Source organism: Streptomyces rishiriensis, from assembly GCF_003112535.1.
GTDB classification, from domain to species: Bacteria; Actinomycetota; Actinomycetes; order Streptomycetales; family Streptomycetaceae; genus Streptomyces; species Streptomyces rishiriensis.
Map to the genome: position 1 here is coordinate 259,345 of NZ_BEWA01000004.1, position 19,094 is coordinate 278,438.

24 protein-coding genes are annotated in these 19,094 nt (G+C 71.3%); 9 read left to right on the top strand and 15 right to left on the bottom strand.

Features of this window, described 5'->3' with window-relative positions:
- Window positions 1–50: 50 nt before the first annotated feature.
- Window positions 51–794, bottom strand: coding sequence for an HAD family hydrolase (locus Sri02f_RS08175; RefSeq protein ID WP_245970518.1), 744 nt, complete (start codon window positions 792–794; stop codon window positions 51–53).
- Window positions 794–1,672, bottom strand: coding sequence for a GntR family transcriptional regulator (locus Sri02f_RS08180; protein ID WP_109000406.1), 879 nt, complete (start codon window positions 1,670–1,672; stop codon window positions 794–796). The genes Sri02f_RS08175 and Sri02f_RS08180 overlap by 1 nt, the downstream gene beginning before the upstream one ends.
- Window positions 1,673–1,825: 153 nt before the next feature.
- Here Sri02f_RS08180 and Sri02f_RS08185 point away from each other — a divergent pair, with 153 nt between their 5' ends.
- Window positions 1,826–2,020, top strand: a complete 195-nt coding sequence (locus tag Sri02f_RS08185; RefSeq protein WP_109000407.1) for a hypothetical protein — start codon at window positions 1,826–1,828, stop codon at window positions 2,018–2,020.
- Here the strand turns inward: Sri02f_RS08185 and Sri02f_RS08190 are convergent.
- Entirely contained in the window at window positions 2,010–2,918 is a 909-nt protein-coding gene (locus Sri02f_RS08190; RefSeq protein ID WP_245970520.1) for a winged helix-turn-helix domain-containing protein, read from the bottom strand. The genes Sri02f_RS08185 and Sri02f_RS08190 overlap by 11 nt on opposite strands.
- Before the next feature lie 391 nt (window positions 2,919–3,309).
- A complete protein-coding gene (locus tag Sri02f_RS08195) occupies window positions 3,310–3,876 on the bottom strand; it encodes an RsiG family protein (protein WP_174855609.1) in 567 nt (188 codons plus the stop codon).
- A 159-nt stretch (window positions 3,877–4,035) separates the two neighbouring features.
- Between Sri02f_RS08195 and dtd the strand changes: the two genes are divergently transcribed.
- The gene (gene dtd / locus Sri02f_RS08200) at window positions 4,036–4,461 is read left to right on the top strand and encodes a D-aminoacyl-tRNA deacylase (RefSeq protein WP_109000488.1); all 426 of its coding nucleotides are present in this window, start codon (window positions 4,036–4,038) and stop codon (window positions 4,459–4,461) included.
- Here dtd and ygfZ read toward each other — a convergent pair whose 3' ends face one another.
- From ygfZ to Sri02f_RS08215, 3 genes are read right to left on the bottom strand one after another with little or no spacing between them, the layout of a single operon-like run.
- Window positions 4,462–5,427, bottom strand: a complete 966-nt coding sequence (gene ygfZ, locus Sri02f_RS08205) for a CAF17-like 4Fe-4S cluster assembly/insertion protein YgfZ (protein WP_109000410.1) — start codon at window positions 5,425–5,427, stop codon at window positions 4,462–4,464.
- A gap of 10 nt (window positions 5,428–5,437) precedes the next feature.
- A complete protein-coding gene (locus tag Sri02f_RS08210; RefSeq protein WP_109000411.1) occupies window positions 5,438–5,950 on the bottom strand; it encodes a Fur family transcriptional regulator in 513 nt (170 codons plus the stop codon).
- Window positions 5,951–5,966: 16 nt separating this feature from the next.
- Window positions 5,967–6,542 carry a heme-binding beta-barrel domain-containing protein gene (locus Sri02f_RS08215; RefSeq protein ID WP_109000412.1) on the bottom strand — a complete coding sequence of 192 codons (576 nt, stop codon included), beginning with the start codon at window positions 6,540–6,542 and terminating at the stop codon, window positions 5,967–5,969.
- Between the two features lie 294 nt (window positions 6,543–6,836).
- Between Sri02f_RS08215 and Sri02f_RS08225 the strand changes: the two genes are divergently transcribed.
- Window positions 6,837–7,199: a DsrE family protein gene (locus Sri02f_RS08225; RefSeq protein ID WP_109000413.1), complete on the top strand. Its 363-nt coding sequence runs from the start codon at window positions 6,837–6,839 to the stop codon at window positions 7,197–7,199.
- A gap of 68 nt (window positions 7,200–7,267) precedes the next feature.
- On the opposite strand, the gene Sri02f_RS08230 is transcribed toward Sri02f_RS08225, so the two are convergent.
- The 8 genes from Sri02f_RS08230 to Sri02f_RS08260 form a co-directional block, all read right to left on the bottom strand.
- Window positions 7,268–7,540: a DUF3099 domain-containing protein gene (locus Sri02f_RS08230; protein WP_109000414.1), complete on the bottom strand. Its 273-nt coding sequence runs from the start codon at window positions 7,538–7,540 to the stop codon at window positions 7,268–7,270.
- An 80-nt stretch (window positions 7,541–7,620) separates the two neighbouring features.
- Complete coding sequence (locus Sri02f_RS08235; RefSeq protein WP_109000415.1) at window positions 7,621–7,908, bottom strand: DUF1416 domain-containing protein; 288 nt, start codon at window positions 7,906–7,908, stop codon at window positions 7,621–7,623.
- Between the two features lie 78 nt (window positions 7,909–7,986).
- Window positions 7,987–8,826: a sulfurtransferase gene (locus tag Sri02f_RS08240; protein ID WP_109000416.1), complete on the bottom strand. Its 840-nt coding sequence runs from the start codon at window positions 8,824–8,826 to the stop codon at window positions 7,987–7,989.
- A gap of 140 nt (window positions 8,827–8,966) precedes the next feature.
- Window positions 8,967–9,050 (bottom strand): Ms5788A family Cys-rich leader peptide, encoded by an 84-nt coding sequence (locus tag Sri02f_RS44015; RefSeq protein WP_350818853.1) that lies wholly within the window; start codon window positions 9,048–9,050, stop codon window positions 8,967–8,969.
- Between the two features lie 300 nt (window positions 9,051–9,350).
- Window positions 9,351–10,088: an LmeA family phospholipid-binding protein gene (locus tag Sri02f_RS08245; protein ID WP_109000417.1), complete on the bottom strand. Its 738-nt coding sequence runs from the start codon at window positions 10,086–10,088 to the stop codon at window positions 9,351–9,353.
- Window positions 10,089–10,258: 170 nt separating this feature from the next.
- Window positions 10,259–11,689, bottom strand: coding sequence for a hypothetical protein (locus Sri02f_RS08250; RefSeq protein ID WP_109000418.1), 1,431 nt, complete (start codon window positions 11,687–11,689; stop codon window positions 10,259–10,261).
- Between the two features lies 1 nt (window position 11,690).
- The gene (locus Sri02f_RS08255; RefSeq protein WP_109000419.1) at window positions 11,691–11,945 is read right to left on the bottom strand and encodes a MoaD/ThiS family protein; all 255 of its coding nucleotides are present in this window, start codon (window positions 11,943–11,945) and stop codon (window positions 11,691–11,693) included.
- A 65-nt stretch (window positions 11,946–12,010) separates the two neighbouring features.
- Window positions 12,011–12,850 (bottom strand): alpha/beta hydrolase family protein, encoded by an 840-nt coding sequence (locus tag Sri02f_RS08260; protein WP_109000420.1) that lies wholly within the window; start codon window positions 12,848–12,850, stop codon window positions 12,011–12,013.
- 233 nt (window positions 12,851–13,083) lie between these two features.
- Here Sri02f_RS08260 and Sri02f_RS08265 point away from each other — a divergent pair, with 233 nt between their 5' ends.
- The 6 genes from Sri02f_RS08265 to Sri02f_RS08290 all read left to right on the top strand — a co-directional run bounded on the left by Sri02f_RS08265 (window position 13,084) and on the right by Sri02f_RS08290 (window position 18,898).
- Window positions 13,084–13,872: a response regulator transcription factor gene (locus tag Sri02f_RS08265; protein WP_109000421.1), complete on the top strand. Its 789-nt coding sequence runs from the start codon at window positions 13,084–13,086 to the stop codon at window positions 13,870–13,872.
- 105 nt (window positions 13,873–13,977) lie between these two features.
- Window positions 13,978–15,000 (top strand): LacI family DNA-binding transcriptional regulator, encoded by a 1,023-nt coding sequence (locus tag Sri02f_RS08270; RefSeq protein WP_109000422.1) that lies wholly within the window; start codon window positions 13,978–13,980, stop codon window positions 14,998–15,000.
- A 153-nt stretch (window positions 15,001–15,153) separates the two neighbouring features.
- Complete coding sequence (locus Sri02f_RS08275) at window positions 15,154–16,341, top strand: S1C family serine protease (protein ID WP_109000423.1); 1,188 nt, start codon at window positions 15,154–15,156, stop codon at window positions 16,339–16,341.
- 30 nt (window positions 16,342–16,371) lie between these two features.
- On the top strand, window positions 16,372–16,581 hold the full coding sequence (locus Sri02f_RS08280; protein WP_109000424.1) for a hypothetical protein: 210 nt from the start codon (window positions 16,372–16,374) through the stop codon (window positions 16,579–16,581).
- Window positions 16,582–16,703: 122 nt separating this feature from the next.
- On the top strand, window positions 16,704–17,438 hold the full coding sequence (locus tag Sri02f_RS08285) for a response regulator transcription factor (protein WP_109000425.1): 735 nt from the start codon (window positions 16,704–16,706) through the stop codon (window positions 17,436–17,438).
- On the top strand, window positions 17,435–18,898 hold the full coding sequence (locus tag Sri02f_RS08290) for a HAMP domain-containing sensor histidine kinase (protein WP_109000426.1): 1,464 nt from the start codon (window positions 17,435–17,437) through the stop codon (window positions 18,896–18,898). The genes Sri02f_RS08285 and Sri02f_RS08290 overlap by 4 nt, the downstream gene beginning before the upstream one ends.
- Window positions 18,899–19,094 lie beyond the last annotated feature (196 nt).

Consider the following 19,094-nt stretch of genomic DNA (forward strand, 5'->3'; position numbering starts at 1 on the left):
CTCTGGTGTGCGGCCTTCATGCCCCCAAGCCCTGACGCCGGGCCCGGCGCTCAGCCCCTGAACGCCTCCAGCACCGGCTCCAGCGACGACACCACCCGGGTCGCGCCCGCTCCCCTGAGCAGTTTCTCCTTGCGCTCGTTACGCGCGTAGCCCAGGAAGGGGACGCCCGCCTCACGGGCGGCCAGGAAGTCCGAGGGGGTGTCGCCGATCATCAGGGCGGTGCCGGGCGCCGAGCCCGTGGCGCGCAGGGCGAGGTTCAGGCAGTGCGGATGCGGCTTGAGGTGGTGCAGTTCCTGGGTGCGGCCGTAGATGTGGGGCGCGAAGCAGGAGGTGAGACCGCGGGTCGCCAGGTAGGTGGTGACGACCCGGGGGGAGTTGTTGGTGGTGATCGCGAGCCGCAGGCCCAGAGCCGTCAGGGTGCGTATCAGCGGGTCGGCGTAAGGGGTGGGCCTCGCCGTGGCCGTGGCTCTCAGCTCCTCCTGGGTGAGACGTTCCTCCAGCTCCCCGACCAGGTCGCTGCCGGGACGCAGACGGTCCACGGCGCGCAGGACGACGTGCGGGTCCAGCGACTCCCGCTCGCTCTCTGTCAGCAGGTGGTGCAGGCCCCGCCCTTCGAGCCACTCCACCAGGCCGTCGGCCACGCTCTCCGCCGAGTGACCGGCGAAGAGACGGCAGATCGGCCCGTCGAAGTCCCACAGGACGACGCGCGCGCCCCTGATCACTTCACGCAAGTCCGCCGCCTCGGTCTCGGTGTCGGGGGCCGCGTGCTGGGTCTGCTGCGTATCAGAAGTCACTAGGAGAGTGTCAGGTCCGTGGTGATGGTTTCCCAGAGGGCGTCGAACCACTTCTGGGATTCCTCCACGAACGCGGCGTCGCGCTGACCGGCCGCCTTCTCGAAGGAGAAGAGCAGCGACTCGGTGCCGAGGACGTCGTACATGTCGAGGGTTCCGGTGTCGGTGGACTCCTCGCGCCGGGTCACCATGTAGTACGCCATGAGCGCCTCCTGGCCGTTGAGGAGGTAGAGCTTCACCGGCGGGGTGAACGGCAGCGCGCGGAAGGTGATGCTGACGTCGATGCCGTGCGAGCGCAGCGTCTGGAGGTTGTGGCGCAGGACGTGCCCCTGGGCGTTGCGCATCGCCAGCCAGCGCTGGTGGACGGGGTCGTCGTCGCCCCGGCCGTCGACCGGGACCGGGAAGGCGAGGCTGATGTCCCGGGAGGGCAGGAGGATGCGGACGTCGATCCTGGCGGGCTTCAGCTGCCCGCCGTGGATGAGCCGGAGGGGCTCGGCCAGGGCCGGGATGAGACTCTCGGCGGTGAGACAGGCCGCGTCGATGCGCACGTGCGGGACGGAGAAGGCCGCGGTCAGCCGGGGAGCCAGACCGACCATGGTGGGCTGGGGCTCCTCGGGGCCGCTGGACGCCGGCTCCGCGATGCGGGGCGGGCTGCCCTTGGTGACGTCGGTGAGCAGCCCGTCGTCCTGCAGTGCCCGCAGCGCCTGGCGCACGGCGCCGCGCTCCACGCCGAACTCGTCGGCCAGCTCGGCCTGGGTGGGCAGCCGGTCGCCGGCCCTGAGATCCCCGACCCGGATGCGTTCGCGCAGGACGTCGGCGATCTCCTGAGGAGAGAGCCTTCTGCTGCCGTTCACTGCCACGTTCTCCTGGGTCACGACCAAACGCTACAACTGCGATCCATCTGACGGGAGTTGTTTGAAAGTTGTTTAGCAGTTGCTGCCAAGTGGGGACAACATAGTCATAGTTGGTTACCAACTTGGGCGAGTTGGCAGAAGATGTGCCTCCCGCTCCCAGCCTGGAAGGGGGGAACCACCATGCCCGTCCTCGTCCTCCTCAGCGCCGCCTTCGTCGTCGGCGTCGAGCAGACCATCCAGTGGAAGTACGGCACCACCGGCGCCGTCGGTCTGCTCCTGCTCAGCGTGGGCGTCAAGGCCAAGAGCCCCGCCCTCAGCTCGGTCGGCGCGGTGATCCTCGCCCTCCTCGCCACCGGGCCCGCCGTCAGCTCGTGAGCACCAGCTCCGAACTGATCGTGTCCCACAGCGCGTCGAACCACCGGCGCGACTGGTCGACGAACGTCGTGTCACGCGGTCCGGCGCCCCGCTCGAACGCGAACAGCACCGACCGCGTGCCCTCGGCGTCGTACATGTCCATGTTCTCCTGGCCGACCGTCTGCTCCCCCCGCTGGACCGTGTAGTAGGCGAACAGCGCTTCCGTGCCGTTCAGGAGGTACAGCTTCACGGGCGGGGTGAAGGGCAGTGCGCGGAAGGTGACGTGCACGTCGATGCCGTGCGTGGAGCGCAGCGTCAGCAGGTTGTGCCGCAGCACCTGGCCCTGGGCGTTGCGATGGGCCAGCCAGCGGCGCTGCAGCCGCCCGGTGGCCGAGCTGTCCACCGGCGACGGGAAGGCGAGGTCGATGTCCCGGGACGGCAACAGGACACGGACGTCGATCTTGGCCGGTTTCAGTTGCCCCGCATGGATCTGCCGCACCGGCTCGCCGATCGCGGCGGTCAGCGAGACCGCGGTCAGACAGAGGGCGTCGACCTGCACGTGCGCGGCCGCGAAGGCCTCGGTGACGCGCGGCGGAAGGCCCGCCATCGAGGGCTGCGGCGCCGCCCCCGCGCCGACCGGGAGTCCGGCCGGGCCGATCGGCCCCGCGACCGTCGCGGGGCTTCCCTTGGAGACGTTGGTCAGCAGCCGCTCCGACTGCAGAATGCGCAGGGCCCGGCGCACGGCGCCCCGTTCGACGCCGAACTCGTCCGCCAGCTTGGCCTGCGTCGGCATGCGCTGCCCCGGCCGCAGCACCCCGGCTCTGATGCGGGCGCGCAGCTCGTCGGCCACCTCGCGGTGTGAGCGCTGCGACCGCTCGGCTCCCCTCCGCCCCTTGACGGAGGCATTTTCCGTCTCCACGCCCGCACAGTACAACTTCCCGCCATCTTTGGGCAGTTCAAAGAGAGATGGTTATAGGACGCTTCCAAGCGGACATAACTACAGTGAAGTTGGCTGCCAACTTCAACAACGTGGTCAAACTTTCAGACGGTTGGCCGGTCGGGCTTCCTTCCGGAGGGGAGCCGGGAGTCCGAGCAGACGGCGCCGACGTACAGCCACAACTGAACATCGCCGCACAGCCACAACTTCACAGCGAACGCACAGCCACAACTGAACAGCTACGGATGGACCGCCTTCCCACCCCGACGAAAGGAGCCGTCAGCACGAGCCCGGGCCCCCGGAACACCCAGGGCGCCCAGGCGTTCGCGGCAGGGCGTCGACCCCCGGGCGGCGCCCTCTCGTTCTTCCCCCCTCACACCAGCAGGTCCTCGACCTGCGCCTCTCCCTCCCGGTAGCGCCGCGTGATCTCCGCGCCCGACTCGTCGGCCGTCCGCTGCAACCGCTGACGCCGACTGGAGACCTGCTGCTCGTAACGGACCAGACGGCCCATCGCCTCGTGCAGTTCGGGATCGGTGCGCGCGTCGAGGTCGGAGAGCTCGACGTCGGCGAGCATGTCGGCGACCAGCCGCCGGGACTCCTCACTGTGCGGAGTGCCCAGCGTGACGTGGCGCGCCGAGGAGCGATGCCGGGCCGGGGCGTCGGTGAGGATCTCCGACAACCGCTCGACCACCGACGCCGCACCCGTCGGGGAGCGCCGGGCCAGCTCGGCGCGCAGGATGTCGATACGGCCCTGGAGCAGGCGCCGCACGTAACTGAGGTCGGCCTCGTCGCGCTGGGCGTCCCGGCGCAGGGTGCGCAGCTCCGGCAGGCTCAGCCCGGCCAGGTCGTGCTCCGCAGGTCCGACGAGCGGCACGGTGCCGTCGCCGCGCTGTGCAGGCGGCCGGTGTACAGCGGGCCGCCCGGTACTCGGTGTGCTCATGTGCCTCAACCGTCCCCTCGACCGGCGTGTGGAAAGCATCGTGCCACCCCAAGCGGCCGCATTGTTACCGAGTCCCCCCGAACGGCCCCAGACAGGGGCTTAAGGAGGGAAAATGGGCCACTCACGAGTCCATGGCGGCCACCCGGCATCATGGTCCGCATGCGAGCGGTGGTGCAGAGGGTGGACGGCGCGAGCGTCGTCGTGGACGGCGAGACGGTCGGGGAGATCGACGGCGAGGGCCTGTGCGTCCTGGTCGGCGTGACCCACGAGGACACCCCGGAGAAGGCGGCCCAGCTGGCCCGCAAGCTGTGGTCGGTCCGCATGCTGCACGACGAGAGGTCGTGCAGCGACGTCGACGCACCGCTGCTGGTCATCAGCCAGTTCACCCTGTACGGGGACGCCCGCAAGGGCCGCCGCCCCACCTGGAACGCGGCCGCCCCCGGCCCGGTCGCCGAACCCCTCGTCGACGAGGTCGTCGCCCGGCTGCGCGATCTGGGCGCGACGGTGGCGACGGGCAGGTTCGGCGCACAGATGCGCGTCTCCCTGACCAACGACGGCCCGTTCACCGTCCTGATCGAGATCTAGCTAGGGCTCGACCACGACCTCCTGTGCGGCCGCCGTCGAGTCGGCCATCAGGGGGGCGTCCACCGGCACGTTGCGCTTCACCAGGGCCAGCGCGACCGGTCCCAGTTCGTGGTGACGGACGGACGTGGTGATGAAGCCGATCTTGCGGCCGTCGGGGTCCTCGTCGGCGACGCGGAGCTCGGTGCCGGCGGGCGGAAGGAGCACCTCGCTGCCGTCGAGGTGCAGGAAGACGAGCCGGCGGGGGGGCTTGCCGAGGTTCTGGACGCGGGCGACCGTCTCCTGCCCGCGGTAACAGCCCTTCTGAAGGTGCACGGCGGTGGCGATCCAGCCGAGCTCGTGCGGGATCGTGCGGTGGTCCGTCTCGAAGCCGAGGCGCGGGCGGTGGTGCTCCACGCGGAGCGCCTCGTGGGCGAGCATCCCGGCCGGCGGACCGGCCTGCTCGGCGAACGACTCCAGGTCGGCGCGGGGAAGGAAGAGATCGCGGCCGTACGCCGTCTCGCGGACGACGACACCGGCCGGCGCCGGGGTGATCGACCCCGCCGGGAGATGGACGACGGCAGTGTCGGCCGTCCGGTCGGCGACCTCGACCCGGTAGAAGAACTTCATCGACTCCAGGTACGCGAGCAGCGCCTCCCGGGTGCCGGGTTCGACGTGCGCCCAGACCGTCGTGCCGTCGTCCACCAGGTACAGCGCGTGTTCGATGTGGCCGTGCGCGGAGAGGATCAGCGCCTCGGTGGCCTGGCCGGCCGCGAGGTCGGAGACGTGCTGGGTGAGCAGAAGGTGCAGCCAGCTCAGCCGGTCCTCGCCGGAGACGGTGACGACTCCGCGGTGCGAGAGGTCGACGAATCCGGCGCCGTCGGCCAGGGCGCGCTGCTCACGGAACAGATCGCCGTAGTGACCGGCGACGTCTTCGTCCACGCCCTCGGCGGGGACGGCGCCGGGCAGGGACAGCAGAGGGCTCTTCATGGGCCCAAGCCTACGACTCGTTGATCGAACCCTTGGCGGCCGAACCCGCGGCCGAACCGGCGGTCGGCCCCGCGGCCCCGCCCTTCGCGGCGGAACCCTTGCGGGCGCAGTCCCGGCAGCGGCCGAAGATCGCGAAGTGCTTCATGTCCGTCTCGAAGCCGAAGGTCTCGCGCAGCTTGGCCGTGAACTCGGCGGCCACCTTCACGTCCGCCTCGATGACGTCGTCGCAGTCCCGGCAGACCAGGTGGATGTGATGGTGGCGGTCGGCCAGGTGGTACGTGGGCGCCCCGTGCCCCAGATGCGCATGGCTGACCAGCCCGAGCTCCTCGAGGAGCTCCAGCGTGCGGTACACGGTCGAAATGTTGACCCCCGACGCCGTCTTCCTCACTTCCACGAGGATGGCGTCGGGGGTCGCGTGCTCCAGGGTGTCCACAGCTTCGAGGACAAGCTGGCGCTGCGGCGTCAGCCGGTAGCCACGCTGCCGCAGGTCGCTCTTCCAGTCAGTGCTTTCAGTGCTCACCACACCCAAGAGTCTAGGACTACTTGAAGAAGGCGATCCCGTCGTCGGGCATGTCGTCGGGGAGCGCCTTCGCCCAGCGTTCGACGTCCTCGGGGGTGACGACCTTCTTCAGGTGGGCCGACATGTAGGGGCGCAGCTCGACCTCGGGGGTCTGCTTCTCGCCGACCCACATGAGATCGCTCTTGACGTAGCCGTAGAGCCGCTTGCCGCCGGTGTACGGGCCCGAGGCGGCCGTGCGCGCCACCGCGTCCGTGACCAGGTCGATCTGCGGCTTCTTGTCGGCGAGCTCGCCGTACCAGATCTCGACGACGCCGTCGTCGCGGACCATCGTCACCTCGACCTTGCGGTCGGCGTCGATACGCCAGAAGCCGGACTCCGACTCCAGGGGGCGGACCTTGTTGCCGTCCTTGTCCAGGACCCAGGTGTGGGAGCGGTACTCGAGGAAGTCCCGGCCGTCGTGGCCGAAGGTGACCTCCTGCCCGAAGTTGCACTTCTCCGACCCCGGGAAGTCGTGCACGCCGGCGCCCGCCCAGCTGCCCAGCAGGAAGGCGAGGGGGACGAGGTCCTTGTGGAGGTCGGACGGAATCTCGATCATGAGTGGCAGTTCCTGGACTGGTAGGTCAGCGCTGGCCCTGGTACAGCTTCTTCACGGTCAGACCGGCGAAGGCGAGGACGCCGACGCAGACCAGGACCAGCAGGGCTTCGAAGAAGATCTCCACGGGTGCTCCTCGGATGAGCGCGTTGCGGGGTACGTACGACTCGGCACACGTACGACAGGGCCGGGCCCCAGCTTACGCGGCCCGCCCCCGGCCCTCCTTGCGAGGTGCGCCGTCGCGGGCGGCGTCGCCGGTGAGCGGCCGTCCGGCCGCGTCGTGACTACGATTCGGGCATGGCGAAGAAGCTCGTGATCAAGGTGACGGCGGGGGCGGACGCTCCCGAGCGGTGCTCGCAGGCGTTCACGGTGGCGGCGGTGGCCGTGGCCAGCGGGGTCGAGGTGTCGCTGTGGCTGACCGGGGAGTCCGCGTGGTTCGCGCTGCCGGGGCGGGCCGCCGAGTTCGAGCTTCCGCACGCGGCCCCGCTGCCCGACCTGATCGACTCGGTGCTGGCCGGCGGCCGTCTCACCCTGTGCACCCAGTGCGCGGCCCGCCGGGACATCACGGAGAAGGACGTCATCGGGGGGGTGCGGATCGCCGGAGCCCAGGTGTTCGTGCAGGAGGCGCTGGAGGACGGGACGCAGGCGCTCGTGTACTAGGGGCGGGCAGGGGGCGGAGTCCCGGTCGTCGGGGCCGGGGCCCGGTCGTCAGGGGGCTGTCCCGGTCGTCAGGGGCGGTCGCGGGGGCGGCGGTGTCTGCCGTCCAGTTCGTCCCACCACTCGTCGGACGTGGGGTCGCCCGAGGGGTCGTCCCACCAGCGGTCGTCGGGGCCGCGCCGGTTGGCGACCATCGCGGCGACCGGCGGGATGATCATGGCCACCACGCACATGCCGACGGCCGCCGGCACCGACCAGAGCCGCACGACCGACCAGGCCAGCACGAACAGCGCGATGCAGGTGCCCATCATCGCGAAGTAGACGTGCCGTCGGCGGGCCAACATACGTCCAGGGTAGGCCTGGACACGGCGAAGGGCCGCGTCCCGGGCGTCCAACCCGTGGGACACGGCCCCTGCCTGATCGTTCAGACCGTGATCGCGACCTCCGCGAGGCCGCCCTGCTGGGCGACGACCGTACGGTCGGCGGTGCCGCCGGGGACGAGGGCGCGCACGGTCCAGGTGCCCTCGGCCGCGTAGAAGCGGAACTGTCCGGTGGCGGAGGTGGGGACCTCCGCGGTGAACTCGCCGGTCGAGTCCAGCAGGCGGACGTAACCGACCACCGGCTCGCCGTCCCGGGTCACCTGACCCTGGATCGTGGTCTCACCGGGCTTGATCGTCGAGGCGTCCGGACCGCCGGCCTTCGCTCCACACATGTGCTTCTCCAGAGATGTCTGACCGGAAGGCCGGTCGGGTTCGCTTCTTTGTCCGTCGCCCGGTGGGGCGCGACCTGGTTACTTGTTGGCGCCGAGCTCGATCGGCACGCCGACGAGGGAGCCGTACTCGGTCCAGGAGCCGTCGTAGTTCTTGACGTTCTCCACGCCCAGGAGCTCGTGCAGCACGAACCAGGTCAGGGCCGAGCGCTCGCCGATGCGGCAGTACGCGATGGTGTCCTTGGCCAGGTCGACCTGCTCGTCGGCGTAGAGCTCCTTGAGCTCGTCGTCCGACTTGAAGGTGCCGTCGTCGTTGGCGTTCTTCGACCACGGGATGTTGCGGGCGGACGGCACGTGGCCCGGGCGCTGCGACTGCTCCTGCGGCAGGTGCGCGGGGGCGAGCAGCTTGCCGCTGAACTCGTCGGGCGAGCGGACGTCGACCAGGTTCTGCGAACCGATGGCCGCCACCACGTCGTCGCGGAAGGCGCGGATGGCCTTGTTCTGCGGCTTGGCCTGGTAGGAGGTCTCGGTGCGCTCGGGCACCTCCTCGACCAGCTCGCGGGCGTCCAGCTCCCACTTCTTGCGGCCGCCGTCGAGAAGCTTGACGTTCTCGTGGCCGTACAGCTTGAAGTACCAGTAGGCGTAGGAAGCGAACCAGTTGTTGTTGCCGCCGTAGAGGATCACCAGCGTGTCGTTGGCGATGCCCTTCGAGGACAGGAGCTTCTCGAAGCCCTCCTGGTCGATGAAGTCACGGCGGACCGGGTCCTGGAGGTCCTTGGTCCAGTCGATCCGGATCGCGTTCCTGATGTGGTTCTTCTCGTACGCGGACGTGTCCTCGTCGACCTCGACGATGGCGATGTCGGCGTTGTCGAGGTTGGCCTCGACCCAGTCGGCGTCGACCAGGACGTCGCTGCGGCTCATGCTCGTTCTCCTCCGGGGCAGTTACGGCGAGGGATGTGCAAGAAAAAGAGGGTGCGCGGCCGGGGCTCGCCGGCGGGCGGCGCACGGATGCCCTCGGTTCGAGGGCGCCGGGAGGCGCGGAAGGCCGGCGGCGCTTCCGCTCAGAAGGGGCGACAGAGCATGGCGGCGACGCGGCACAGGTCTACTGCCCGCCGCTTCGTGAGATCCGCCTGTCGCTGCATCATGTCCTCGATCGTAGGGACGGACAGGCGGCCATGTCACCAGTGCTCCGCATAATGAGACGCGATCGTCCGCATGATGGGATACAGAGAGCGCCCGGGCCGTGTGGACACGGGTTCCGGGCGCTGATATCGGTCGTCACAGCTCGAGCGCGGACGGCCACGTCTCGCCTGTCGGACGATCGTCGTCCATGGCCGGTCGTCCGCGGTCAGTCGTCGGTGGTCGGTGGTCGGTGGTCGGTGGTCGGTCGTCCAGGGCCAGTCGTGCGTGGTCACTCGTCCGAGGTCGACGCCGGCCGGGCAGTCCTACCCGGCCAGCCGGACGTTCGAACCCTTCACGGAGATCTCCACGCCGTTCTTCGCGGCGACCACCTTGTCGAGCTTGATCCCGCCGGGCAGGTCGTCGATCTTCTGCTGGAAGTCGGTGATCGAGCGCACCTCGTTCTCGGCGGCCTGCACCCCGCCGAAGCTGGGAATCGAGTCGGCGTGCACGCGGACGGTGTCGCCCTCGACGGTGACCGTGCTGAGCACGTAGACGGGCTGCGGCAGCTTGGTGCCGAGCACGGTGGCCTGGACGGCGACCTTGATCTTGCCGTTGCCGCCGTCGGAGAGGCCGATCACGTCGGCGGTGACGCCCTGGATCACGCGCGTCGGCTCGGACTTCGCGGTCTTCAGCAGCTCGGCGTAGGTGATGGACGCGGTGCCGGTGGCGCTGGAGGCGGTGGCGGAGCTGTAGTCACCGGAGAACTCGACGCCCTTCATGTCCGCCTGCAGCCCGTCGATGCGGATGGTCCGGCCGCTGGTGCCGGTGGCCGCCTCGTAGCCGTCGATGCCGATCTCGACGTCGTCCAGCGAACCGCCCACGACCTGGGTGAGGAACGGGAAGCCCTTGATGGACACGTCCGGGGTGGCGGCGAGGCCCTCGCGGGACTTCAGCTTGTCGGCGACCTCGCCCTCCGCGAAGTTCACGGCGAGGCGGTCCGCGAGCACGAACAGGCCGCCCAGGACCACGACGACGACCAGCAGTATTCGAAGCGCACGCATGCGGCAGTTCCCCCACCCGGATGGCCTGAACGGTTCACGACGGCCGGTCCACGATGACCGGCCGGTTCTCATTGACAACGGTTCAAGGTAACCCCGAGCGCGCCGGCCGCCCCCGGATTGTCGATCACCTGTGACAGACCCTCAGGTTCCCCGCCCGCCCCGGCCCAGTCCTAGGCCAGCGCCCGTCCCAGCACGTACACCGCCGGCGCCGCGGCGGCCAGCGGCAGGGCGACGCCCGCCGTGAAGTGCACGAAGCGGGAGGGGTAGTCGTAGCTCGCGGCCCGGTGGCCGATGAGCGCGCAGACCGCCGCGCCCGCGGCGAGCAGCGCGCCCCGGGCGCCCATGCCGGTCATCTGGCCGACGGCGATGCCCGCGCCCGCCGCGGCGAGCAGCGCCACCACGACGGAGGCCGGGGTGGGCAACGGCAGCGCACGGGCCAGCACGGCCACCGCCACGGCGGCCGCGCCGACCGTCACCGCGTCCGGCTCGGCGCCGAGGTGCCCGGTGGCCAGGACGGCGAGGGCGGAGGAGGCGACGGTCGCCATCAGCCCGTACATGCGCTCGTCGGGGTCGGCGTGCGAACGCAGCTGCAGGACCAGGCAGAGCAGCACCCAGACGCCGAGGGTGCCCAGGATCGCGGCGGGCGCGTGCTCCCGGCCGGCCGCGAGGAGGACGACGTCGGAGACCAGCGCGCCGAGGAAGGCGAGCGCGATGCCCTGCCGGGCGGGCCACATGCCGTTCAGCCGGAACCAGCCCGCCGCCGTGACGGCCTGGAGCGCCACGAGCGGGACGACCAGGGCGTAGGTGCCGATGGCCGCGGTGCCGGACAGGAGCAGGCCGAGGAGCGCGGTGAGCGCGGCGGGCTGCATGCCCGGCTCGATGATCGGCGAGCGGCCTTCGAGGCGGGCCCGCTGGGCGTCGGTGATGCGGGCGTTGCCGGCGAGGGTGGCGGGGCCATAGGTCGGGCCGGCGACCGAGCCGGAGGCGAGGCCCGCGGCGGCCGCCGAAGCGCCGGTCGGCGCGGGAGCGGGAGAGGGAGCGGGAGAGGACGGCACGGGGGCCTCCTGGCGCGGGGCCGGGGTCTGCCAGTCGCCGTCCGCGGAGCGGCTCTCCGGCGGCAGGGGCGCGGCCCCCGCCGGAGACCCGTACGCGGAGGCGTGACCGTAGCCGTGGGCGTCGCCGCGGGCCGGGGCGCCGCCGTACCCGGAGGAGTCGCCGTAGGCGGACTGCGGGTTCCCGTAGGCGGGGACATCACCGGTCTGAGGCGGCAGGTAGGCGGTCCGGGCCGGGTCGGCGGCGGTGACCGGCCGCTGGACGCTGGTCTCCCAGGTCTGGCCCTGCCACTGCTGGGTGTACTGCTGGTGGGCCTGCGGGTCGTCGTACCCCTGCTGCTGCCCGGGCCACGCCTGCTGACCCTGCGGCTGCTGAGGCTGCGGCTGGTGACCCTGCGCCTGCTGGGGCTGCGGCTGGTGCTGCCCGGCGTGGGGGTCGTACCCCTCGTGGCCCTCGCGACCCTCGTAGCCCTGGTACCCCTCGTAACCCTGGTAGCCCTCGTAGGGGCGGCCCCCCTGATAAGAGGCGTCGTACGGCTGGTCGGTCATCTCACCCTCCTGCGAACGGCGGGAGCACCTCGACCGTGCCGCCGTCGGCCAGCCGTACCGTCTCATGTGCGCGGGTGCCCACGGGGTCACCGTCGACGAGGAACGAGCATCGCCGCAGGACACGCACGAGTTCGCCGGGGTGTCGCTCCCGCGCGGCGTCGAGCGCCCCGGCGAGCGTGGCCGCGTCGTGCGGCTCCTCGGCGACTCCGGCCGCGGCCTTGGCGGCCGCCCAGTAGCGCACCGTGACCTTTGCCATCCCGTCCCTCAAGTCAGTTCGTCACATCGAATCGGTGGTCGACACGGTGGTCGACAGGGCCCAGGCTAGCCCGCCCGTGCGACCGCCCAGTCCGCGATGCGGGCCAGCAGGGCGTCGTCGGCGGCGTGCTCGGCATGGCCCATGCCGTGCTCCAGCCAGAGTTCGCCGTGGCCGGCGGAGGCCTCGGCCAGCATGCGGGGGTGGTCGAGGGGGAAGTAGCCGTCCCGGTCGCCGTGCACGATCAGCAGCGGGGTGGGGGCGATCTTCGGGGCCGACTCGACCGGCGACGGCGGCACCGGGTCCCAGTCCCGGTGATGGATACGGGTGCGGAACCCGTAGCGGCCGACCAGCCGGCCGGCCGGGCGGGTGACCATCCAGTGCAGCCGGCGCATGGGAGCCGTGCCGCGGTAGTACCAGCGGGCCGGCGCGCTCACCGACACCACGGCGTCCACGGTCTCCCCGGGCAGGGCCGCGTGCCGCAGGACCACCGAGCCGCCCATGGAGAAGCCGACGGTCACCACGCGCGTGTGCCCGAGCGAGCGCACCCACCCGACGGCGGCGGCGAGGTCCAGCACCTCGCGGTCGCCGACGGTGGAGCGTCCGCCGGAGCGGCCGTGCCCGCGGAAGGAGAACGTGACGACGGCCCCGTGCCGGGCGAAGGCGGCCGCCACCCGGCGCAGGTGCGGGCGGTCCACGTCGCCCGTGAACCCGTGCGCGATCACGAACACCGGGCGACGGACGGGTGACCCGCAGGCGTCGTATACGACGTCACCCGGTTCGTATACGGAATCGATGGAAATCCCGTCGGCGGTGGTCAGAAACGTCCGCAATGGTGCACACCTGCCCGTCTCGGAATACGGACGAACCGTGGAACGCGCCACATGACCTGCCGGACCCCTGCTCATGTGGGCTATTCTGCTGGACAGAGGACTCGGGCAGCGCAGCCCCCGGGTCCTTTCGTGCTTTCGGAAGCGTTGTATACGAAATGGCGACCGGGTGGGAAACACCAGGTGGCCGTGGGTGTACGGCCCCCGGGAACGCGAGCAGTGCCGCAACAGCCGCAGTGCCGCACGACTCCCCCACTGCCCCCGAGGCCGCGGGAGGGGCCCCATGCAGGGACCGAGGAGGAACCAGACATATGAGTTCTCTGCTGCTCCTGACCAACGCTCTCCAGCCGTCGACGGAAGTGCTGCCGGCCCTCGGCCTGCTCCTGCACAACGTGCGGGTGGCCCCGGCGGAAGGCCCCGCCCTCGTCGACACCCCCGGCGCCGACGTCATCCTCATCGACGGCCGCCGCGATCTGCCCCAGGTCCGCAGCCTGTGCCAGCTGCTGCGCTCCACCGGTCCGGGCTGTCCGCTCATCCTGGTCGTGACCGAGGGCGGTCTCGCGGCCGTCACCGCCGACTGGGGCATCGACGACGTCCTGCTCGACACCGCAGGCCCGGCCGAGGTCGAGGCGCGTCTGCGGCTGGCCATGGGCCGCCAGCAGATCGTGGCCGACGACTCCCCGATGGAGATCCGCAACGGCGATCTGTCGGTGGACGAGGCGACCTACAGCGCGAAGCTGAAGGGGCGGGTCCTGGACCTCACCTTCAAGGAGTTCGAGCTCCTGAAGTACCTCGCCCAGCACCCGGGCCGGGTGTTCACCCGCGCACAGCTGCTCCAGGAGGTCTGGGGCTACGACTACTTCGGCGGCACCCGCACGGTCGACGTCCACGTGCGGCGCCTGCGCGCCAAACTCGGCCCCGAGCACGAGTCGCTGATCGGAACGGTCCGCAACGTCGGTTATCGATTCGTTACCCCTGAGAAGGGGGAGCGGTCCTCCGACGACGCGAAGGCCGGAACGGGCCGCCCCGCGCAGGCAAAGGCGGACGATGCGGACGACACGGTCGCCCGTGACGCCGCCGAGGTCCCGGCGGAGGCGTAGTACCCGCCGGTAGGCCCCGCGCCTGCTCGGACAGGGCGTTGCTTCCGCACAGGGAAGGTTCCGTCCGCCCTGCCCAGAGCGGGTCCATCCGCGTAGACTCCGCGCGTGGCAAAGGTGACTCGGGATGATGTGGCGCGGCTGGCGGGGACTTCGACCGCCGTCGTCAGTTACGTCATCAACAACGGACCCCGGCCGGTCGCCCCGGCCACGCGCGAGCGTGTCCTCGCCGCCATCAAGGAACTGGGGTACCGGCCCGACCGCGTCGCCCAGGCGATGGCGTCCCGGCGCACCGACCTCATAGGCCTGATCATCCCGGACGCCCGTCAGCCCTTCTTCGGCGAGATGGCGCACGCGGTCGAGCAGGCCGCCTCCGAGCGCGGGAAGATGGTGCTGGTCGGCAACACCGACTACGTCGCCGAGCGCGAGGTCCACTATCTGCGCGCCTTCCTCGGGATGCGGGTCTCGGGCCTCATCCTCGTCAGCCACGCGCTCAACGACCAGGCGGCCGCCGAGATCGACGCCTGGGACGCCCGGGTGGTCCTGCTGCACGAACGCCCCGAGGCCATCGACGACGTCGCCGTCGTCACCGACGACCTCGGCGGCGCGCGGCTCGCCGTACGCCATCTCCTGGAGCACGGTCACGCCTACGTGGCCTGTGTCGGCGGCACCGCCGAGACGCCGTCCGTCGGCGACCCGGTGTCCGACCACGTCGAGGGCTGGCGGCGGGCGATGGACGAGGCCGGGATCAGCACCGAGGGCCGCCTCTTCGAAGCGCCGTACAACCGCTACGACGCCTACCGCGTCTCCCTGGACCTGCTGTCGGGCCCCGACCGGCCGCCGGCCGTCTTCTGCTCCACCGACGACCAGGCGATCGGCCTGCTGCGCGCGGCGCGCGAGCTGCGCATCGACGTGCCCGGCGAGCTGGCGGTCATCGGCTTCGACGACATCAAGGAAGCGGCGCTCGCCGACCCGCCCATGACGACGATCGCGTCGGACCGCTCGGCGATGGCCCGCGCCGCCGTCGACCTCGTCCTGGACGACGGCCTGCGGGTGGCCGGGTCCCGGCGCGAGCGGCTGAAGGTGTTCCCGTCCCGCCTGGTCGCCCGCCGCTCCTGCGGCTGCGCATAGCCTTCGGCGGCAGGCCCCGGCGGCCTCCATGAGGCCTGTCTGAGAGGGACCGCCCGGCTTGCGGCTCGGTCCTCATCCGGGGCATACGCGGTTCTGGCGGCCTTCTCAGGGAGCACTCAGGCGGCTCTCATGGTCGGGGGACAAGCTTCTTCCATGACCGAGAGCTTCCGCCGCAGCGGCGAGTACGAGAACCCGTACCAGGCCCCGTACCAGGCCCCGTACGAGGACGCCCGGCAGTACGCCTCCACCCCCGCGTCCTCGTCCCCCGCGTCCGCCTCTCCCGTGACCCCCTCCCCGGTGGACCCGGAGTGGCCGCCCCCGCCGGCGTACCGGCCGGCCGCGCAGGCTCCGGTCGAGCCCACCGCCGTGTGGCAGACCCGGACCGCCGGCGGCGCGGGCGACGGCCACGGCGGCGGAACCGCTCCGCTCCCCCCGGTGGCCGCCGAGCCCACTCCTCCCGGGCGGAAGAAGCGCGCCCGCGGCCCGTTCGCGCTGCTCGCCGCCGTGGCGGTCGTCGCGGCCGCGATAGGCGGCGGCACGGCCTACGGCATCCAGGAGCTGACCGGCAAGGACACGGTGGTCTCCTCGTCCACCACCACCAGCGTGGTGCCGTCCAGCAAGACGGGTGACGTGGCCACCATCGCGGCGACGGTGAGCCCGAGCGTCGTCGAGGTCGGCGCCACGCTCAGCAACGGGACGTCCACCGGCTCCGGCGTGGTCATCACCGCCGACGGCGAGATCGTCACCAACAACCACGTCGTCTCCGGCGCGAACTCGATCAAGGTGACGACCAGCGACGGCAGGTCCTACACCGCGAAGGTCGTCGGCACCGACAGCAAGAAGGACCTCGCGCTGCTCAAGCTGGCGAACGCCTCGGGCCTCAAGCCGGCGACCCTGGGCAACTCCGACGGCGTGAAGGTCGGTGACACGGTCGTGGCGATCGGCTCCCCCGAGGGCCTGACCGGCACCGTCACCAGCGGCATCGTCTCCGCCCTGAACCGGGACGTGACCGTGTCCACGGGCGAGAACCAGGGCCGGCAGCAGGGCGGCGGCGGCAACTGGCCGTTCCAGTTCGGCGGCCAGCAGTTCAACGGCGACACGGGCTCCTCCACGACGACCTACAAGGCCCTGCAGACGGACGCCTCCCTGAACCCCGGCAACTCCGGCGGCGCGCTCATCGACGCCGGCGGGGACATCATCGGCATCAACTCCGCGATGTACTCGGCCGCGGCGGACTCGTCCTCCTCCGACGCCGGCAGCGTCGGCCTCGGCTTCGCCATCCCGATCAACACCGTCAAGGCCGACCTCGCCACGCTGCGGGCCGGCGGCTCCGACAGCTGAACCCACCACCGACCGAGCCAGGAGCACGTCATGATCCAGCAGGTTTCGCACCCGGTGACCGGTGTCGGCGCGGCCGACCTCGCCCTGGCCCTCGACGTGGCGTACGCGCTGCACCCGCCGACGGCGACGACCCGCGCGCCCGAGGTGGCGGCCCCGCAGCTGATGGGCCTGCGCACCACGGCGGCCCGCCCGCACCAGCGCAAGGTGCCGCTGAACCGGCTCGCGGCGATGCGCGGCTGATCGGTCCCGCGCCCGCCCCGCCCTTCACGCACGGCACGGGAACCGTGCGACGCTGAACGCACTCAGCAGATTCAGCAGGACCGGCCTCCCGTCGTCCCACCACACCCGAGGAATCCACGCCCATGAGCCCCGCCGAAGGCGACCGTGAGACCCAGCGCATCCTGATCGTCGACGACGAGCCGGCCGTGCGCGAAGCACTCCAGCGCAGCCTCGCCTTCGAGGGCTACGGCACGGAGGTCGCCGTGGACGGCGCGGACGCCCTGGAGAAGGCCGCGGCCTACCGCCCCGACCTGGTGGTGCTGGACATCCAGATGCCGCGCATGGACGGTCTGACGGCGGCCCGCCGCATCCGGGGCGCGGGCGACACCACCCCCATCCTCATGCTGACGGCCCGCGACACGGTCGGGGACCGGGTGACGGGACTGGACGCCGGCGCCGACGACTACCTCGTCAAGCCGTTCGAACTCGACGAGCTCTTCGCCCGGGTGCGGGCCCTGCTGCGGCGCAGTTCCTACGCGGCGGCCGGCGCGGGGGCCCTGGCGGACGACGAGGCCCTGACCTTCGGCGACCTGCGCATGAACCTCGCGACGCGGGAGGTGACGCGGGGCGGCCGCCCGGTCGAGCTGACCCGGACGGAGTTCACGCTGCTGGAGATGTTCCTGGCGCATCCGCGCCAGGTCCTCACCCGTGAGCAGATCCTCAAGGCGGTCTGGGGCTTCGACTTCGAGCCGTCCTCCAACTCGCTCGACGTGTACGTCATGTACCTGCGGCGCAAGACGGAGGCGGGCGGCGAGCCGCGCCTCGTGCACACCGTGCGGGGCGTGGGGTACGTGCTGCGACAGGGCGGGGCGGAGTGAACAGGGTCGTACGGCGGTTCCGGGCCCTTCCCATCCGGGCCCGGCTGTCGATGCTGGTCGCCGCCGCGGTGGCCTTCGCGGTGGCGGCGGTGTCGGTGACCTGCTGGTTCATCGTCCAGGGGAAGCTGTACGACCAGGTCAACAACGACCTGCAACGGGGCATGCGCGCACCGGAGCAGATGATCAACGCGGCGATAAACAACTGCCCGACGTCGCAGCAGGACACCAACAACCCGTACCGCAACAACTACATCCAGGTGGTCAAGGAGGACGGGACCGTCTGCGTCCTCGGCGCGTCCATCGGCAAGGTCAAGGTCACCGAGGCCGACAAGGCCGAGATCAGGACCGGCGACACCGACAAGCTCTACTTCCGCGACGGCACCGACGCGAACGGCGACGACGTGCGCGTGATGCTCCAGCCGCTGGCCACCACCACCGTCACCGGGGACACCGGTCCCAACGTCGGACTCGTCGTGGCCGTCTCCTTGAAGGGCACCAAGTCCACCCTCAACGACCTCGCCCTCATCCTGCTTCTCGTCTCCGGCGTCGGAGTGCTCGGCGCCGGCGCCGCCGGTCTCGCCGTCGCGCGGGCCGGGCTGCGTCCCCTCGACAAGCTGACCGAAGCCGTCGAGCACGTGGCCCGGACCGAGGACCTGAACGTGCGCATCCCCGTCGAGGAGGACGCCGAGGACGAGGTGGCCCGGCTCTCCCGCTCCTTCAACTCGATGACCGCCTCCCTGGCCAGCTCCCATGAGCTCCAGCAGCAGCTGATCGCGGACGCCGGGCACGAGCTGCGCACCCCGCTGACCTCCCTGCGCACCAACATCGAACTGCTCACCCGCAGCGAGGAGACGGGGCGTCCGATCCCCGCCGCCGACCGCAAGGCGCTGCTCGACTCCGTCAAGGCGCAGATGACCGAACTCGCCTCGCTCATCGGCGATCTGCAGGAGCTGTCCCGCTCCGAGGGCCAGCGCGGCGAGCGCGTGCAGGTGATCTCGCTGGAGGAGGCGGTCGAGTCGGCGCTGCGCCGGGCCAGGCTGCGCGGGCCGGAGCTGACCATCACCGCCTCGCTGGAACCCTGGTACACCCGGGCGGAACCGGCCGCGCTGGAGCGTGCGGTGGTCAACGTCCTCGACAACGCGGTGAAGTTCAGCCCCGAGGGCGGCACGGTCGACGTGCGGCTCGCGGGCGGGACGCTGACCGTGCGCGACCACGGCCCCGGCATCCCCGCCGAGGAACTCCCCTACGTCTTCGACCGGTTCTGGCGCTCGCCCAGCGCCCGCGCCCTCCCCGGCTCGGGCCTCGGCCTGTCGATCGTCGCCCGCACCGTGGAACAGGCCGGGGGCCAGGTCACCCTGGCCCGCGCGGACGGGGGCGGCACGGTGGCGACGATCCGGCTGCCGGGCGCGCCCACTCCTCCGCCGGAGGATCCCCCCGCCGGCTCGCCGGAACTTTCCTAGTGCTCCAGCAGGACTTTGCCGTCTGAACTGCGGGTTTTGCTGGGCGGCTGGAGTGTGGCGGGACTTCGATCGTGCGGGGGCCGTCTCACGGGGACCGCCCCTCGATCGCGCGACCACGCCTCAGGCAGTGACAGCGGCCGGCGACTGCTCGGCACCGGCGGCGCGTTCATCCGCTGTGTGCATCACCTCGCACCAG

Excerpts from the sequence above, each read along its gene's own strand:
- Sri02f_RS08230 (WP_109000414.1), bottom strand. The coding sequence starts at position 7,540 with ATGTTGGCCCGCCGACGGCACGTCTACTTCGCGATGATGGGCACCTGC.
- Sri02f_RS08215 (WP_109000412.1), bottom strand. The coding sequence starts at position 6,542 with ATGATCGAGATTCCGTCCGACCTCCACAAGGACCTCGTCCCCCTCGCC.
- Sri02f_RS08265 (WP_109000421.1), top strand. The coding sequence starts at position 13,084 with ATGAGTTCTCTGCTGCTCCTGACCAACGCTCTCCAGCCGTCGACGGAA.
- Sri02f_RS44015 (WP_350818853.1), bottom strand. The coding sequence starts at position 9,050 with ATGATGCAGCGACAGGCGGATCTCACGAAGCGGCGGGCAGTAGACCTG.
- Sri02f_RS08285 (WP_109000425.1), top strand. The coding sequence starts at position 16,704 with ATGAGCCCCGCCGAAGGCGACCGTGAGACCCAGCGCATCCTGATCGTC.
- Sri02f_RS08245 (WP_109000417.1), bottom strand. The coding sequence starts at position 10,088 with ATGCGTGCGCTTCGAATACTGCTGGTCGTCGTCGTGGTCCTGGGCGGC.
- Sri02f_RS08235 (WP_109000415.1), bottom strand. The coding sequence starts at position 7,908 with ATGTGTGGAGCGAAGGCCGGCGGTCCGGACGCCTCGACGATCAAGCCC.
- Sri02f_RS08255 (WP_109000419.1), bottom strand. The coding sequence starts at position 11,945 with ATGGCAAAGGTCACGGTGCGCTACTGGGCGGCCGCCAAGGCCGCGGCC.
- Sri02f_RS08240 (WP_109000416.1), bottom strand. The coding sequence starts at position 8,826 with ATGAGCCGCAGCGACGTCCTGGTCGACGCCGACTGGGTCGAGGCCAAC.
- dtd (WP_109000488.1), top strand. The coding sequence starts at position 4,036 with ATGCGAGCGGTGGTGCAGAGGGTGGACGGCGCGAGCGTCGTCGTGGAC.
- Sri02f_RS08195 (WP_174855609.1), bottom strand. The coding sequence starts at position 3,876 with ATGAGCACACCGAGTACCGGGCGGCCCGCTGTACACCGGCCGCCTGCA.
- Sri02f_RS08280 (WP_109000424.1), top strand. The coding sequence starts at position 16,372 with ATGATCCAGCAGGTTTCGCACCCGGTGACCGGTGTCGGCGCGGCCGAC.
- Sri02f_RS08225 (WP_109000413.1), top strand. The coding sequence starts at position 6,837 with ATGGCGAAGAAGCTCGTGATCAAGGTGACGGCGGGGGCGGACGCTCCC.
- ygfZ (WP_109000410.1), bottom strand. The coding sequence starts at position 5,427 with ATGAAGAGCCCTCTGCTGTCCCTGCCCGGCGCCGTCCCCGCCGAGGGC.
- Sri02f_RS08185 (WP_109000407.1), top strand. The coding sequence starts at position 1,826 with ATGCCCGTCCTCGTCCTCCTCAGCGCCGCCTTCGTCGTCGGCGTCGAG.
- Sri02f_RS08250 (WP_109000418.1), bottom strand. The coding sequence starts at position 11,689 with ATGACCGACCAGCCGTACGACGCCTCTTATCAGGGGGGCCGCCCCTAC.
- Sri02f_RS08260 (WP_109000420.1), bottom strand. The coding sequence starts at position 12,850 with ATGAGCAGGGGTCCGGCAGGTCATGTGGCGCGTTCCACGGTTCGTCCG.
- Sri02f_RS08275 (WP_109000423.1), top strand. The coding sequence starts at position 15,154 with ATGACCGAGAGCTTCCGCCGCAGCGGCGAGTACGAGAACCCGTACCAG.